Annotated in this window: 14 protein-coding genes; 5 read left to right on the top strand and 9 right to left on the bottom strand. The window is 73.0% G+C overall.

The features are described 5' to 3' along the window. Positions 1-33: 33 nt before the first annotated feature. The 3 genes from AB0M43_RS00310 (at position 34) to AB0M43_RS00300 (ending at position 3,908) form a co-directional block, all read left to right on the top strand. Complete coding sequence (locus tag AB0M43_RS00310) at positions 34-423, top strand: hypothetical protein (protein ID WP_363719638.1); 390 nt, start codon at positions 34-36, stop codon at positions 421-423. Positions 424-540: 117 nt separating this feature from the next. Continuing rightward, positions 541-1,629 carry a hypothetical protein gene (locus AB0M43_RS00305; RefSeq protein ID WP_363719636.1) on the top strand — a complete coding sequence of 363 codons (1,089 nt, stop codon included), beginning with the start codon at positions 541-543 and terminating at the stop codon, positions 1,627-1,629. A gap of 287 nt (positions 1,630-1,916) precedes the next feature. Then, positions 1,917-3,908, top strand: a complete 1,992-nt coding sequence (locus tag AB0M43_RS00300) for a discoidin domain-containing protein (RefSeq protein WP_363719634.1) — start codon at positions 1,917-1,919, stop codon at positions 3,906-3,908. 68 nt (positions 3,909-3,976) lie between these two features. Here AB0M43_RS00300 and AB0M43_RS00295 read toward each other — a convergent pair whose 3' ends face one another. Both AB0M43_RS00295 and AB0M43_RS00290 read right to left on the bottom strand, forming a co-directional pair. Next, positions 3,977-5,107 carry a carboxypeptidase-like regulatory domain-containing protein gene (locus tag AB0M43_RS00295; protein WP_363719632.1) on the bottom strand — a complete coding sequence of 377 codons (1,131 nt, stop codon included), beginning with the start codon at positions 5,105-5,107 and terminating at the stop codon, positions 3,977-3,979. A 229-nt stretch (positions 5,108-5,336) separates the two neighbouring features. Next, complete coding sequence (locus AB0M43_RS00290; RefSeq protein WP_363719630.1) at positions 5,337-6,398, bottom strand: alkene reductase; 1,062 nt, start codon at positions 6,396-6,398, stop codon at positions 5,337-5,339. 84 nt (positions 6,399-6,482) lie between these two features. Here AB0M43_RS00290 and AB0M43_RS00285 point away from each other — a divergent pair, with 84 nt between their 5' ends. Then, on the top strand, positions 6,483-6,917 hold the full coding sequence (locus tag AB0M43_RS00285; protein WP_363719628.1) for a MarR family winged helix-turn-helix transcriptional regulator: 435 nt from the start codon (positions 6,483-6,485) through the stop codon (positions 6,915-6,917). Here the strand turns inward: AB0M43_RS00285 and AB0M43_RS00280 are convergent. Together AB0M43_RS00280 and AB0M43_RS00275 are read right to left on the bottom strand one after the other, a co-directional pair. Further along, entirely contained in the window at positions 6,907-8,157 is a 1,251-nt protein-coding gene (locus AB0M43_RS00280; protein ID WP_363719626.1) for a sulfatase-like hydrolase/transferase, read from the bottom strand. The two genes, AB0M43_RS00285 and AB0M43_RS00280, sit on opposite strands and share 11 nt — an antisense overlap. 67 nt (positions 8,158-8,224) lie before the next feature. Next, positions 8,225-9,268: a hypothetical protein gene (locus AB0M43_RS00275; protein WP_363719624.1), complete on the bottom strand. Its 1,044-nt coding sequence runs from the start codon at positions 9,266-9,268 to the stop codon at positions 8,225-8,227. Positions 9,269-9,409: 141 nt separating this feature from the next. Between AB0M43_RS00275 and AB0M43_RS00270 the strand changes: the two genes are divergently transcribed. After that, entirely contained in the window at positions 9,410-9,970 is a 561-nt protein-coding gene (locus tag AB0M43_RS00270) for a dihydrofolate reductase family protein (RefSeq protein WP_363719622.1), read from the top strand. A 46-nt stretch (positions 9,971-10,016) separates the two neighbouring features. On the opposite strand, the gene AB0M43_RS00265 is transcribed toward AB0M43_RS00270, so the two are convergent. Genes AB0M43_RS00265 through AB0M43_RS00245 form a run of 5 tightly spaced genes read right to left on the bottom strand, consistent with a single transcriptional unit; the run spans position 10,017 to position 14,794 of the window. Next, on the bottom strand, positions 10,017-11,087 hold the full coding sequence (locus AB0M43_RS00265) for a hypothetical protein (protein WP_363719620.1): 1,071 nt from the start codon (positions 11,085-11,087) through the stop codon (positions 10,017-10,019). Further along, a complete protein-coding gene (locus AB0M43_RS00260) occupies positions 11,084-11,461 on the bottom strand; it encodes a PadR family transcriptional regulator (RefSeq protein ID WP_363719618.1) in 378 nt (125 codons plus the stop codon). The genes AB0M43_RS00265 and AB0M43_RS00260 overlap by 4 nt, the downstream gene beginning before the upstream one ends. 32 nt (positions 11,462-11,493) lie before the next feature. Next, entirely contained in the window at positions 11,494-13,425 is a 1,932-nt protein-coding gene (locus AB0M43_RS00255) for an ABC transporter ATP-binding protein (protein WP_363719616.1), read from the bottom strand. Positions 13,426-13,436: 11 nt separating this feature from the next. After that, positions 13,437-14,570: a lanthionine synthetase LanC family protein gene (locus AB0M43_RS00250; RefSeq protein WP_363719614.1), complete on the bottom strand. Its 1,134-nt coding sequence runs from the start codon at positions 14,568-14,570 to the stop codon at positions 13,437-13,439. A gap of 8 nt (positions 14,571-14,578) precedes the next feature. Further along, positions 14,579-14,794, bottom strand: coding sequence for a hypothetical protein (locus AB0M43_RS00245; RefSeq protein ID WP_363719612.1), 216 nt, complete (start codon positions 14,792-14,794; stop codon positions 14,579-14,581). Positions 14,795-14,819 lie beyond the last annotated feature (25 nt).

Below are 14,819 nucleotides of genomic sequence, written 5' to 3'. Positions count from 1 at the left end.
GGCGGATCCTCGCTACGGACTGCGGAGGTAGCGGTGGGCATCTACGCGGCGTCGATTGTCGAACAGTTACGTGCCTCGGTGCCAGGTCTGGAGTCCGAGGTCCGACCGGTGTCGTTCGACCCGACGCTGACGGACCTGTGGATGTGGGCCGACTTCGGGCCTGACGTGTGTGTCTCGTTCTCCGGAGTCCAGGGTCCTGTTCGCGTCATGGCAGACGAGTACGTTTTCGATCATGTCCCGGAGGCCGTACTCGGCGAGTTCCTGGCACGCCTGTACAGCGGCCCCCTCGCGGTCGCGAGCCAACATTTTCTCGGGAGGCGAAGCCTCAGGGTCGAGATCTCGCTGCACGGCCAGACCTGGTCCGCCATGCGGGACCTCACGGGAGAGCCGCACGACTGGGAGAGGGCAGGGGATACCAGATAGCCGAGGAGTCCTCATATTGACTGACGGGCGTCGATCTCTGCCCTAGGGTGGGCCGACCCCGTGCACCCACGGGGCGACCCCTCCCCGGGTCGCGACCCCCTCCACCGTGGAGCAGCCATGTTCGCTCTCCGTCGCAGACTGCTGGCCCTCGCCGGCTGCCTCGTCCTCGCCGCCACCGTCCCGCTGTCCGCCGCCCCGGCCCAGGCCGCGGTCCCGGACGTGTGGGCCTTCGCCTACTCGGACAATCCGGCGCCGGCCCCAGGCACCGTCCTCAACACCAACTACCAGTGGGGTACGTTCCGCACGTCCTGCCCGGGCTCCTGGGCCACGGTCACCCAGGTCACCACCGGCAAGTACCAGGTCAAGCTGCCGTGCAGCGCCTCGACCAACGGCATCGTGCACGTGACCGCCGTCAACGACAACGCGCGCTATTGCGAGGTCGAGAACTGGTACGACAGCGGTACCACCAAGCTCGTCACCGTGCTGTGCTTCAAGGGTCCCAGCCCGGACCCGTCCGCGTTCACCGTGACCTACACCCGCAGCTCGGGCGCGCCGGGCGGCGTCGGGGCGCACGCCTACGTGTACTCCAACCCGGCCGGTGGCCTGCTGGCCAGCTACAACTCGGCCGGCGCGGCCAACACGATCACGCACACCGGCACTGGCAAGTGGGAGGTCAAGTTCTCCGCGCTGAGCACCGGCGCGTACGACGGGGACCTGCAGGCCACCGCCGTGCACCCGAACGATCTGCCCCGGCGGTGCAAGATAGACAACTGGTTCTACTCGGGGCCGGACTACCGGGTACCCGTGTCGTGCACCGATCCCAACGGCACGCTCGTCGACACGTGGTGGACGCTGTCGTACCACTACAAGCGGTCGGTGTTCGGGGCCGTGAGCCCGCCGACCCGGCTCGCGTACCAGTCGAACCTGGTGGCCGCGCCCCCCGGGAGCAGCTACAACTCCGTCGGCGCGCCGAACTCGTTCGTGGCGGCGCCTCCCGGCCGGTACACGATGAAGTTCAACGCCGTCGGCGTCAGCCGGACCCACCTGCAGGTCACGGCCCTGGGCGGCCCGCCCGGGTTCTACTGCCAGCTGGAGAAGGTCTGGGCGAACATCGGCTCGACGATCTCCGCGCCAGTCATCTGCTACAACAACGGCGGGGTGCCGACGGACAACCTGCTGTTCTCCACGTACACCTCGGAGGTCTGATTCTCCTGGGTCGGGCATTCGTCGGTGCGCGTGTGCCGTCACCGGATCCTCAGTGGGCCCGGATCGAGCCGTTGTCCTCGGTCCGGGCCCCGCGTCGTGGTGGTCGGTGGGGTGCGCCTCGCCCGGTGGTCGATGCGGTCGCGTGGACACATGGGACGGGCGTTCAGTAAGCAGGCGTTCGGCGGCGTGGAGGCGGTGTGAATAACGTGAGCTTGACTCATGTATGTGTCAGCCGTCACCATCACCCAGATGGACGTCTATCTCGGGGCGCGGCACAGGAGGTTCACATGAGACGGCATCGCAGGGTCCTGTCACTCGCGGTGGCGGCGCTGGTCACGATCGCGCTCACCGTCGGCGTCACGCCGGCGTCGTCGGCCGCGTCGAACTGGTGGGAGCCGTCTAACCGGCCGAGTCCGGACAGTGGGATCGGTGCGACCGGCGCCCCGTTCACCGGCACCGTGAACGGGGAGGTCCGCGGCTTCGTCGACGGCCACAACCACATTCTCGCCAACGAGGGCTTCGGCGGCAGGCTGATCTGCGGCAAGGCGTTCTCGCCCGCGGGTGTCGCCGACGCGCTGAAGGACTGCCCCGAGCACTACCCCGACGGCGCCGGCGCCACCTTCGAGAACCTCACCGCCGACCCGGACGGGCACCACGACCCGGTCGGCTGGCCGACCTTCAAGGAGTGGCCGACCCACCAGTCGCTGACCCACCAGCAGAACTACTACGCCTGGATCGAGCGGGCGTGGCGCGGCGGGCTGCGCGTCATGGTCAACGACCTGGTGACCAACGGCGTCCTGTGTGCCCTGCCGATCATGCCGAAGGACCGCGGCTGCGACGAGATGGACGCGATCCGGCTCGAAGCGGCCAAGTCCTGGGAGATGCAGGCCTACATCGACGGCGTCTACGGCGGCCCGGGCAAGGGCTTCTTCCGGATCGTCACCAGCCCGGAGCAGGCCCGACAGGTGGTGAAGGACGGCAAGCTGGCGATCATCCTCGGGGTGGAGACCTCGGAACCCTTCGGCTGCAAGATGATCATGGACGTCGCGCAGTGCACCGAAGGGCAGATCGACGCCGGGATCAACGAGCTGTACTCGCTCGGCGTGCGCAGCATGTTCCTGTGCCACAAGTTCGACAACGGCCTGTGTGGCGTGCGCTTCGACTCGGGCACCATCGGCCAGGTCCTGCAGGCCGGGCAGTTCTCCTGCTGCGCCACCACGTGGAACACCGAGGTGTGCCCGGGTCCGCAGATGGACAACCCGATCATTCCCCAGGACCCGGCCAAGCGCTGCAACACCCGGGGGCTCACCCGGCTCGGCGAGCACGCGCTGCGCCGCATGATGGAGCGGCACATGATGGTCGAGATCGACCACATGAGCGTCAAGGCCGCCGCGCGCACCCTGGACATCCTCGAGGCGGAGAAGTACCCCGGCGTGCTGTCCACGCACAGCTGGATGGACACGGGCTGGTCCGAGCGGGTGTACAAGCTGGGCGGCTTCATCACCGGCTACGACAACGCCTCGGAGAGCTTCGTCGCCGAGTGGCGGCGCAACAAGGCCCTGCGCGACCGGTACAACGTCGGCTACGGCTTCGGCTCCGACATGAACGGTGTCGGCGGCTGGCCCGGTCCGCGCACCGGCGCGCCCAACCCGGTGGTTTACCCGTACCGCAGCTTCGACGGCGCCACGACGATGGACCGGCTGAGGACCGGCGACCGGGTCTGGGACGTCAACGTCGACGGTGCCGCGCACTACGGCCTGATCCCGGACTGGATCGAGGACGTCCGGATGGTCGGCGGGCAGGCCGTCATCGACGACATGGCCAGGGGCGCGGAGTCGTACCTGAGGACCTGGGCGGCCACCGCCGCGCACGGCCTCGGCACGAACCTCGCCGCCGGGAAGCCCGCCACGGCCAGTTCGGTGGAGTGGAACCCGTTCGTGAACTTCTCGCCAGGGCAGGCCGTCGACGGCAACCGGGGCACCCGGTGGTCCAGTTCCTGGAACGACGGGCAGTGGTGGTACGTCGATCTCGGCTCCGAGCAGACCGTCGGCCGGGTGACCATCGACTGGGAGCCCGCGTACGCGTCCGAGTACCGCCTCGAGCAGTGGAGTGAGGCCAGCCAGACCTGGCGGACGGTCTGGTCGACCACCGCCGGACGCGGCGGCATCGAGACCGCGCGGTTCGAGCCGGTCACCACGCGCTGGGTGCGGTTCTACGGCGTCAAGCGGGCCACCCGGTACTGCTTCTCGTTCTGGGAGCTCGGCGTCTACGCCTCGTAGCAGGTGGCAACGCAGGTGTGGCCGCCCATGGTGGACGGCCACACCTGCGCGTGTCCCGAAGGGGCGCCCTAGTCGTCGAGCCAGTCCCACGGCTTCGGCTCGCGGCCGGGCCGGTCCCGGGCGGCCGGCTGCCGGGGCTGGCCCGCCGGCTGCTGCGGCGGCCGGACGGCCTGGAGCAGCTGGGTCGCCGTGTGGTCCTCGGCCGGCGCCGGGGGACCGGACGTCGGCACCGGCTCGGTCCCGCTCCGGTACACCCGGGGTGTGGGTCGGGCCGGGCCCTCGTCGGTGTCGCGGTCCCGGCGGAGCAGGAAGAAGGCCGCCGCCCCGCCGCCCACGAGCAGCAGCACGCCCACGATCAGCAGGAACGTGGTCATCGGGCTCATGCCGTCCTCGGGCTCGGTCGCGGCCTCCATCCGCTGCACCGCGCCGTTCTTCGCGGCCTCCGCCGTCACCGGGACGTCCACGTCGGTGAGGGGGATGCCCACCGTGCCGGTCCGGGTGACCGTCGTGGGGGTGTAGCCGGACTTCGTCGCGACCAGCGTCAGCACCCCGGGCGCGAACTGGTCGGCCGGGGTCGCCGCCGTGTAGGTGAACGCGCCGGTCTCCCCGGAGGTCACGCCCCGGGACTTGCCGGTCGGGTCGGTGATCGTGACGACCGCGCCGGCGACCGGCTTGGCCTCGGCGTCGAGCACCCGGCCCGTGATCGACGGCACCCCGGTGGGCACAGGGCCGGTCAGGGTGGCGGTGAACGTGGCGGCGATCGCCCCGGCGGCCGTGGTCGTGAACGCCCCGGACACCGTGGCGGTGCCGGCGACGCTCTGCCCGGCGGTCAGCGCGGACTGCGCCGGCGGGGCGAGCGACACGGTGACCGCCGCGTTGGCCGCCGCCGGCACCGGCACCGACGGGCAGGTGACCGTCGTCGGCGCGGTCTGGCAGGTGGGGGTGGCGCCATTGAACTGCACGCCCTGCGCCACCAGCTCGGCGGGCATCGTGACCGTGAAGCCGGCGTTGCCCGGCACGGCGCTGGCGTTGGTGAGCGTGATCCCCACGGTGACCGGGGACCCGCCGACCCGCAGCGTGACCGCCGCCGGGTTGACGGTGGTCTGGATCTCGTCGGCCGCCGCCGCCGGGTCTGCCGCCAGGAACACCGCGCCGAGCACCACGACCCCCGGCCACATCCTGCCCGCCCGTCGGCGCATGTCCCCACCTCTCCCGATCACGTCACCCCGCGAACGACTCGACGCACAATAGCCGGAACTGTCCACCGGTCTCCAGCGCGGAGCACCATCGGGGGGTACGTCCAGCGCCCGGCCCGAGGGCGGGGGAGTGTCGGCCCAGGTGGGGTGGGTGGGGCAGTTGTCCCGGAGCGCACGCCGAAGGCCGCCAGCCCCCGAACCCGGGGGCGCTGGCGGCCGGCGCGGGCGGAGTTCAGGCGGCTACGGGATAGTCCGTGTAGCCCACGTGCGTGCCGCCGTAGAACGTCGCGTCGTCGGGGGCGGTGAGCTCCGCGCCGGTCCGCAGGCGGTGCACCAGGTCCGGGTTCGCGAGGAACGCCCGGCCGTAGACCACCGCGTCGGCGCCGCGCTCCAGCCACGCCTCCGCCGCCCCGAGGTCCGCGAGCGGCCCGGTGGCGTACGTGTTGACCAGGAGCGGGCCGGACCAGGCGCGCCGGAGGTCGTCCACCAGGGCCGGGTCGGTCTCCGTGGCGCTCAGGTGCAGGTACGCCAGGCCGAGGGGCTCCAGCGCGCGGACCAGGGCCAGGTACAGCGCGGCCGGGTCGGACTCGGCGACGTCGTTGTAGGTGCCGCCGGGGGACAGCCGCAGCCCGGTGCGCGCCGCGCCGATCTCCCCGGCCACGGCGGTGGCCACCTCGACGGCGAACCGGATCCGGCCCTCGACGGAGCCGCCGTAGGAGTCGGTGCGCCGGTTGGCGTTGTCGGAGAGGAACTGCTGGATCAGGTACCCGTTGGCGCCGTGCAGTTCGACCCCGTCGAAGCCGGCCTCGATCGCGTTGCGCGCGGCGGTGACGAAATCGGCGACGGTCTCGCGGATCCCGTCGGCGGTCAGCTCCTCGGGCGTGCCGTGGTCCTTGGGGCCCTCGGGGGTGTACGTCGTGCCCTGGGCCGGGACGACGGACGGCGCCTGCGGGCTGCGCCCGGTCAGGTCGGGGTGCCCGATCCGGCCGGCGTGCATGATCTGGGCGAAGATCCGGCCGCCCTCGGCGTGCACGGCGTCGGTGACGAGCTTCCAGCCGGCGACCTGCTCGGCGGAGTGCAGCCCGGGGGTGGCGACGTAGCCCTGGCTGACGGCGCTGGGCTGGGTGCCCTCGGTGATGATCAGGCCGGCGGAGGCGCGCTGCGCGTAGTACTGCGCGGTGAGTGCCGTGGGCACGCCGCCCTCGTCGGCGCGGGACCGGGTCATCGGGGCCATGACCAGGCGGTTCGGGAGTTCCACGGAGCCGATCTTGACGGACTCGAACACGCGGGACATGACGTCTCCTCATACTTGGCTAGCCAATAGTTGCTTCAGCAATAAGATATGCTTGGCTAGCCAACGATCACAAGGAGGGTGGACGTGACGCCGATCACCTGCCTGTTGCGGCCCGCCGCCCGGTCCGCCGCCCAGCTCGTCGGGATGCTGCTCTGCGACGCGGGCGTGCACCCCGGCCAGGAGCAGCTCCTCCAGGTCCTGTGGGAGCACGGCGACCTGCGGCAGTCCGACCTCGCGGAGGCGTGCGCGCTCGACCCGTCCACGGTCACCAAGTCGCTGCAACGGCTCGAACGCGCCGGCCTCGTCCGGCGCGCCCCGGCCGCCGACGACCGCCGGGCCGTGGTCGTGGCCACCACCGACGCCGGGGAGGCGCTCCGCGACGTCGTGCAGGCGGCGATCACCGAGGCCGACCGCCTGGCGTTGGAGGGGCTCACCGACGAGGAGAAGGAAACCCTGAAACACCTGCTCGGACGGGTACAGGAGAACCTGGTCCGCGCCGGCGCCCCGGTCAGCTGCTGAGCGGTACCAGGGTGCCGTCCGTCCGCTCCCAGCTGCCGCGCAGGTCGGCCGCGAGCGCCGGCTCCCGCGCACTCCGGTCCGTGGTCTCGCCCCGGTCGGCCACCACGTCGTAGAGCGCCTCGCCGTCGGCCGTCCGCAGCCACTTCCACCGGCCCCGGCGCAGGGCGGCGGAGTCCCGGATCCGCCAGAACAGGTCCCGTTCGGCGAGCGGCGTGCCGTCCAGCAGCAGGCCGGACAGGTCGGCCCCGTCCAGCGGCAGGGTCGGGGCGACGCCGGTCAGCGCCAGGACGGTGGCCGTGAAGTCGTGCGTCACCACGGGCGTGGCCTCGACCCGGGGCGCGATCCGGCCCGGCCACCAGGCGATCGTCGGCACCCGGATGCCGCCCTCGCTCAGCCGGCCCTTCATCCCGTCGAGCCCGCCCTGGTCCGAGAAGAAGTCCCCGCCGTTGTCGCTGGCGAACACCACGAGGGTGTCGCGGTCCTGACCGGTGGCGCGCAGCGCGTCGAGTACCCGGCCCATCGACGTGTCGAGGTGCTCGACCATCGCGGCGTACACCGCGCGGGAGCCCTCGGCGCGGTCCTGGAACACCCGGGTGCCGCCGGCCCGCAGCCGCGCCGTCAACCGCTCGCTCTTGGCCCGGTCGCCCGGGGCCTCCCACGGCCAGTGCGGGGTGGTGAAGTTCAGGTTGAGCAGCCACGGCCGGTCGTGCGCGCGGCCCAGGAATTCACACGTCCGGTCGGTGACCGAGTCCGTGTAGTAGCCGTGGTCGGACACCGGGGTCTCGCCCTCGTACAGGTCGTGCTCGCCGTGGTAGTTGAGGTGCGAGTAGTAGTCCATCCCGCCCGCGAGGTTGCCGAAGAACTCCTGCCAGCCCGAGCGGGTCGGGCTGAACCACGGCAGGTAGCCGCAGTGCCACTTGCCGAACAGCGCCGTGCGGTACCCGGCGCCGGCCAGCAGGGACGCCAGGGTCGGGTGCTCCGGGGGCAGCCCGTCGACGGGGTTCGGCTTGTCGATCGGCTCCGGCAGGCCACCGGCGATCCGCGCCGGGTACCGCCCCGTGTACAGCCCGATCCGGGTCTGCGAACACCACGGCGCGGTCGCGTACCCGTCGGTGAAGCGCACCCCCTCCGCCGCCAGCCGGTCCAGGTGCGGGGTGCGCAGGTCGGGCGAGCCGTAGCTGCCCAGATCGGCCCAGCCCATGTCGTCGGCCAGGACGAACAGGACATTCGGAGTCGTCATCGCCCGATCCTATGGCTCCCGGGGCGGCCCGGTGGAGTGCGGTGGGACACACCGCCGTCCGGTCCGGTCAGACCGCCCCCGCCGGCACGAACAGCACATACCCCGTGTTCGACGACGCGGCACACCCTGCCGCCGCGCCCGCCGGGGTCGGAACGAACCGCAGCGACCACCGCCCGGTCAGGACCGGCGCGCCCTGCGCCGTGGACACCACCGGCCGCAGCCGCGACCACGTCTCCACCCGGGTGAACCCGCCCGCGATGTCGCCCGCGCCGAGGTTGCAGGCCATCGGCGTGGACGTCTCCCCGCCCCACCCGCCGGCCCCGGCGGTCAGCGTGGCCGGCGGCCCGGTGCCGGTCACGGTCCAGCCCGGGGCGGCCTTCGCGACGACGGCGGGGTCGAACAGGTTCCCGGAGTACCCGGGCGGGCGGGCCCCCGGCGGTTCGACGGCCTGCACCACCTCGGTCACCACGTACTTGCCCGCCAGGTCCACGGCCTCGTCCAGCGCGGCCCGGGTCGGCGCGCCGGCCACCTCCCACTCGGAGTCGAAGTCCGTGCACTTCGCCGCGATCCCCGGCCCGACCCCCTTGGCCCGGTCCTTGTACGTGCCCCGCAGCGCCGCCGGCTTCCCGTCCTTCGGCGGCGTGAACGTGAGCGTGGTGGTGGACGTGACCTCGTACCCGTCGGGGACGACCGTGCCGCCGACCGCCGTGCAGGACACGAGCGACGCCGGGTCGACGTGTTCGTAGCCGCCGTCCTTCCAGCTCAGCGTGTACGGCGCGCCGGCCTTGGGCGGGTCCGGCGACGCGTACCCCTCGGGGAGGTAGGTGCCGTTGGCCCCGTCGGGTTTGACCGCGATGTCGCACCGGCCGGCGCCGCACGACGGCGTCAGGGTCAGGCGGCGCTCGAGGGCCTCGCCGTGCCCGGCCTCCGTGTCCGACCGGCTCTTCAGCCACCGCACGACGGTCCACGAGCCGGACGGCTGGGCCGTGTTCGGGGCCGGGTCGGCGGGCTTGCGCTCCTCGTCGGTGCAGCCGGCCGCCGTCAGGACCGTGCCCGCCAGGAGCACCCCGAGGACCAGCCCGGCACCGTCACGCGCCACGTTCGTACGCATACCCTGAGTCAAACACGGCCCTCTGAGCTGCGGGTCCAGGTGCGCGGAACCCCGGTACCGGAAAAATTGTTCCTCGGGGTTTGTCGATCCAGGCCGGGCGGGTTCGACCTACGCGGAAACCGTCTGTCGAAGGAGCACGTCATGCGCAAGCTCGTCTACCTGGTCCACTCGTCGCTCGACGGCCACATCGAGGCCCCCGACGGCGTGTTCGACTGGCCGGTGATGGGGCCGGAGCTGTCCGCCTACTCCCAGGAGCTCACCGCCCGGGCCGACGCGTTCCTCTACGGCCGGCTCGTCTGGGACATGATGTCCCACTACTGGCCGAACGCCGAGTCGATCTCCGACCACCCGCACGACCTGGCGTTCGCCCCGGTCTGGCGGCGCACGCCCAAGTTCGTCTTCTCCCGCACCCTGGACAAGGCCGACTGGAACACCACGGTCCTGTCCGGGGACCTGGCGACCGAGGTCGCGGCGCTGAAGGCCGAGCCGGGCAAGGACCTGCTGCTCACCGGCGGGTCACAGCTCGCCTCGGCGCTCACCCGGGAAGGGCTCATCGACGAGTACCAGGTGGTCGTGCAGCCCGTCGTCCTCGGCGGCGGCAAGAAGCTGTTCCCGGAGCCGCAGGACCGGCTCCGCCTGGCGCTGGTCGACACCCGGACCTTCGACGGCGACACGGTCCTGCTGCGCTACCGGCGCGCCTGAGCGGGGGCCAACCCCTTTTTCCGGGTACGAGGTGCCCGGGTGCCGGTCAGGTGGCGTTGCCCGGGTGGGAGGTGGCGCGGTCGGTGACCCGGCGGTGCGGGAGGGCGGCCAGGGCGACCGCGCACAGCAGGGCCCCGGCCGCGACGATCGCCGGGAACCGGCCGAGGTAGACCAGCCCCAGCCACGGCGGCTCCGGCTGCCCCGGGCCGGAGCGGACCGCCGCCGTCACCACGGCCAGGCCGCACAGCATCAGCGCGGGCAGGATGGCGAACCCGAAGACCAGGCCGCACAGGTTGACCGCCACCTGGCGCAGCGGGCGGCCGTGGATCCGCCGGCTCAGCCAGCCGAGCAGCAGCCAGCCGGCCAACGCGCCGGCCAGTCCGCCCGCGACCCCCGCCGGCCACATCCACCACCGGGTGTCGCGCATGATCGTCAGGTCGACGCAGCCGCAGCCGTTGGTGGTGTCGGACACGTTGGCGAGCAGGCCGTCCTTCTCCGCCCACACGACCACGCCCCAGTCGTCGTGCCGGACACCGGTCACCCGCCAGCCGGACGCGCGCAGCCGCTCCCCGGCGATGCGCGCGAACCCGGCCCGGTTCCCGGATTCGGGGGTGGCGGCGTAGAGGAAGTGGAGCCGGCCGGGCGAGTAGTCGTCGGCCCCGTACAGGATGGTCGACGCGTCGGTCGGGTCGTCGTAGAAGAACAGCTCCTCGTTCCGCGACTGGTGCAAGGGGGTCTGGCCGGGCATCACCGCCGCCGCGATCGCGGCCGTCGCGGCGGGGCCGGGCAGGTCGCGGGCCGCCGACCAGCTGGCCCAGACCCCGCAGACCCCGCCGAGGGCCCCGGTGACCAGCGAGAACAGCACCGCGACGAGCACGATGCGGGGGCTGCGCGGGCGGCCCAGGTGCCGGCGCAGGCCGTGCCGGAGCAGGTTCGCCGTCTCGCGGCCCGTGGGCCGGCGGCGACCGGCGGGGGCTGCCTCCAGGAGGGTGTCGAGCAGCTCCTCGCCGTGCTGGCGGCGGAAGTCGCGGGGGTAGGCGAGCAGCAGGCGCCGGTACCCCCGGACGAGGCTCTTGTCGGGCGCGGTCTTCCCGGGCCCGGGATCCGGCGCGGTCACGCCGTCGCGCCGAACGCCATGCCCGGGGCGGGGTCCGCGCCTGGGAGGAAGTCGGACGCGGCCCGGCGGCGGAGCTGGGCGGCCGCCGCGTTGGCGTTGCGGCGCTGGCGGACCAGGTCCTCGTTGAGCGCGCCGACCCCGTCCTCTGAGAGCCGGTAGTAGCGGCGTTGGCGGCCGTCGACCAGCTCCTCGCGGTCGGGCTCGACCAGGCCCTCGGCGACGAGGCGCTCCAGGGCGGCGTAGAGGGTGCCGGCCTGGAGCACCACCCGGTCGTCGGACAGGGCGGCGACCTCCTGGATCACCCCGTAGCCGTGCAGGGGGCGCACGGCGAGGGCGGCGAGGATCAGGAACGTGGGTTCGCGCAGCACAGCCATACCCACAACATAAAGATGATCTGAGTATGCTGTCAACCGGTGGATCCACTGGGGACGGCGTGCTGCTCGGCCTGGAGCCGGTACAGCTCGGCGTAGCGGCCATCGGCGCGGATCAACGCGTCGTGGTCGCCGTGCTCCACCACGACCCCCTCGTCGAGGACGTGGATCTGGTCGGCCCGGCGGACCGAGGCCAGCCGGTGGGTGACCAGGATGACGCTGCGGCCCGCGCCGGCCAGGTCGCAGACCTTGTCGAACACCTCCAGCTCGGCGCGCGGGTCCAGGGCCGCCGTCGGCTCGTCGAACACGACCACGGGCGCGTCGCGGTAGTGGGCCCGGGCCAGGCCGATCCGCTGCCACTGGCCGCCGGACAGGGTCGTGCCGCCCCAGAACTCCGGCGCGAGCAGCGTGTCCCAGCCCTGGTCGAGCCGGTCCACCACCTCGTCGGCGCGCCCGAACCGGGCCGACTCGGCCAGACGCCGCCCGGTACCCGTCCGATCGGTCTCGGGTCGGTCGGGGCGGCCGATCGTCACGTTGACGCGGGCGGTGAACGGCCAGCGGACGAAGTCCTGGGGCACCAGGGCCACCTGGTCGAACACGCTGGCCCGGTCCAGGTCGGCGGTCGACCGGCCGTCCCAGCGCACCGTGCCGGCCGTGGGCAGGTACAGGCCGACGAGGAGCTTCGCCAGGGTCGTCTTCCCGGAGCCGTTCTCCCCGACGAGCGCGAGGATCTGGCCGCGCCGGACGGTGAGGTTGACGCCGCGCAGCGCCGGCCGGGTGGCGTTCGGGTAGGTGAAGTGCAGGTCGGACACCTCGATCGCGGCGGGCGGCCCGGTGACCTTCGCGGCGTGCGCCGGCATCGCCTCGGCCTCCGCGCGGGCGCACGCCCGCTGCCAGTCCTGGACGAACAGGCCCTGCTCGTAGAGGGAGTTGACGGCCGTGACCAGGGCGACCAGGTTCTGGGTGCAGGTCCGGATCGCCAGGACCACGGTGGCCGCGACGCCCAGCGGCACCGTGCCGGCGAGCAGCAGCCCGCCGAGCGCGGCGAACGTGGCCAGCCGGGCCAGTCCGGACAGCCCGTCGGTGACCAGCCGGGTGCGGGCCTCGCCGCGCGCGAGCCGGGCCTGTTCGTCCTCCGAGAGGGTCGCCAGCCGGCGGTAGTGGCCGAGCAGGAAGTCGCCCGTCCGGTGCGCGCGGACCTCCTCGGCGGAGGCGGAGCCGGTCAGCAGGTTCGCCAGGTTGTCCAGCTGGCGGGTCAGTTCGGTCCATCGCTTCATGGACAGGAACCGGGCCCGCGCCGTGCGGACCGCGCCCCACGCGGACGGCACGATCACGAGCAGCAGAAGGGGCAGCAGCACCGGGTGCAGCACCGCCAGTACGCCGGCCGCGCCGAGCAGGCCGGCCAGGGCCTCCAGCAGCGCGATCGTGCCGGCGGTGACCTGGCGGGCGGCGAGCGTACCGCGCCCGGCGGCCTGCATCAGGTTGCGGAACTCGGCGTTCTGGATCACGGCCAGCTCCACGTCGACGGCCCGTTCCAGGAGCCGGACGTAGGCGACCCGGTCGATCCGGGGCGCGAGCCGGCCGCTGGCGGCGTCCCCGACGGAGGACAGCACGCTGCGGGCCACCCCGGCGACGGCGACGGTGGCGAGGGCCGGCAGCGCCGCGGTGAGCCGTTCGCGGCTGGGCGGGCCGGCGAGGAGTTGGGCGAGGACCTGGTTCGTGGCCAGCAGGGCGACGGCCGTGGCGACCCCGGCGAGGACCTTGGCGACCATGGCGAGCGGCAGGGTCCACCGGCCGGCCTCCCAGGCCAGCGCGAACGCGGTCGCCACCAGCCGGGGCAGCCGGCGGACCATGGTGGCGAACCCGAGGTCAGCGCCGGCCCCGTCGTGCTGGGCCCAGCCGGCCGACATCCGGATGCCGGAGCCGAACAGCGGGTCGGTGGTGGGTGGTCCGGGGGAGTCGTGCACGGCGTGGCCCTTCAGGACAGCAGGAACAGGCGGGTCCAGGTCGGCGGGCGGTCGGCGAGGAGGGCGAGCAGCACCAGCGCGACCCCGCCGGCGCCGCACAGCACGCCCGGGTTGTCGACCACGGTGCCGGCGGCCTCCACGTCGCGGAAACCGAAGGGACTCGAATGATCGAAGAATTCGAGGAGGTACCCGCAGAGCGCGCGCGCCGCCTCCCCGAACTCGGCGTCGCCGGTGTCCCACCAGAACAGGGCCGTGACCAGGAGCTGGCCGGCGACGCCGTGGCAGAACGTGGGGGAGTCGAGCGGGGGTGCAAAGCGGAGGGTGCTCCGGGCGGCGGCGCGGTGGGTGGGGGTGCCGGCGAGCCAGAGGGCGCGGCTGATCCCGGCGGCTCCGGTGCACCAGGATCCGGAGGTGTCGCGGTCGACGGCGTTCGCGGGCAGCAGGCGGTCCGCGCCGGACCGGACGGCCACGGCGGAGCCCGGTTCCGTCGGGTCGGCGGCCCGGGACAGCGCGAGCGCCGCCACCGGCCCGGCCAGACCGTGCGCCAGCCCGTGGTCCGGTCGGTCGCCCCAGGTGGTGACCACGGCCGCCAACGCCCGGGTGACGTCGGCCAGGCACGCGGTGCGCGCCGGGCTGCCCGGGCCGGTCAGTAGCAGGGCCGCGGATCCGGACAGGCCGTTGACCAGGTCGTAGTCGTCGGCGACGACGTCCGGGGCCTCCGTGATCCGTCGGGCGGTCGCCGAGATCCTCGGGAGCAGCCAACCGTCCAGGTCGTCCCGCAAACCTTGGTACCGGGTGCCGCCCCGGCTGAGCATCGCGGCGGCGGCCGAGACCGCGCCCCCGCCCACGAGGAGTGAGGGCTCCGGTTCGAGTTCGGCCACCCCCGCCGACAGGTGCGCGTGCCCGACCCGGTCCCAGCCCTCGCCCGGGGCGTGCGCGTCCAGCGCGGAGCAGACCAGCGCCGCGCCCGCGCCGCCCAGGGCCAGGGACGACCCGCGCCAGCGGTGCACCTCCGGATAGGACGTCCCGTCGACCGGCGCGACCGCCCCGACCCGCGCTGGATCGACCACCCGCGCGGCCACGTCCGCGGCGACCGACGCCACCCGGCCGGCGAGTACCGGTCCGAGCAGCGCCGGTCGCCTCATCCCCGGACCTACAGGCACATGTGCTGCGCGTTGCCGCCGGCCGCGACGTTGCGCGTGCAGGTGTAGCTGCACCCGCCCCGCGACCACGGACAGCCCTCGGTCACGTACGACGTGTGCACGCAGCCCTCCGACATCCCCGGGTTGCGGTTGTAGTCGTCCCTGGCGTCGACCGGCACGACCCGCAGGTCCAGGTCGAACATGAGATCATCTTCGGTCATCGTCATCGGCGACACGTGTTTCTCCCGTCAT

Source organism: Longispora sp. NPDC051575 (assembly GCF_040681875.1).
Classification (GTDB): Bacteria; Actinomycetota; Actinomycetes; order Mycobacteriales; family Micromonosporaceae; genus Longispora.
The sequence above is the reverse complement of the archived record's forward strand: the minus strand, read 5'-3'. Positions and strand labels throughout refer to the sequence as shown.